The sequence below is a fragment of the Pseudomonas sp. GM18 genome (genome assembly GCF_000282195.1).
Taxonomy (GTDB): domain Bacteria; phylum Pseudomonadota; class Gammaproteobacteria; order Pseudomonadales; family Pseudomonadaceae; genus Aquipseudomonas.
On record NZ_AKJT01000117.1, the window covers coordinates 1 to 874 of the forward strand.

General features: G+C 62.0%; 1 protein-coding gene. It reads left to right on the top strand.

Features of this window, described 5'->3' with window-relative positions; all coding sequences use genetic code 11:
* The coding region (locus tag PMI21_RS02535; RefSeq protein ID WP_007941562.1) for an immunoglobulin-like domain-containing protein at nt 1–874 on the top strand (874 nt) is incomplete at both ends.

Here is an 874-nt window from a genome sequence, read left to right on the forward strand (position 1 = left end):
CGGACACCACCACTCTCAGCCTCAGCGCGACCGACTCGGTGGCTGAAGGCGGTTCCATCGTCTACACCGCGACCCTGACCAATGCCGCCGGCACGCCGATCACCGTGACCTTGAGCAACGGGGCCGTGATCACCATCGAAGCGGGCAAAACCACCGGTTCCGTAACCGTCGATGCGCCGAAGGACAATGTCTATAAAGACGCCGGCCAGGTCGAAGTGACGATCAAGGACGCCGCAGGCGGCAACTTCGAAAACTTGGTGACCAGCGATACGCCTGCGGTCACTACTGTCAACGACACCATCGATACCAGCACCGTTTCGCTGACTGCCACTTCGAACGTCGCCGAAGGCGAAACCGTGGTCTATACCGCGACGGTCAGCGCACCAGTCACCGGCTCGCCGGTGGTCGTCACCCTGTCCAACGGTCAGACCATCACCATCCCTGTCGGTGAAACCACCGGCAGCGTGAACTTTGTCGCACCGAACAGCCCCCTGGCGGGTGGTAGCTCCCTGAGCGTCAAGATTGACGGCGCTACAGGCGGCAATTACGAAAAGCTGGAAGTTGACGGCAAGTCGGCGGATACCTCAGTGACCGACACCGCTGACACCACCACCCTCAGCCTGTCGGCAACCGACTCGGTGGCTGAAGGCGGTTCCATCGTTTACACCGCGACCTTGACCAACGCCGCCGGCACGCCAGTGACTGTCACTCTGAGCAACGGCGCCGTAATCACCATCGCTGCCGGTGCGACTAGCGGCAGCGTGACTGTCGATGCACCGAAGGACGATGTCTACAAGGACGCCGGTCAGGTCGAGGTGACCATCAAGGATGCCGCGGGCGGCAACTTTGAAAACCTGGCGACCAGCCCAGCGGC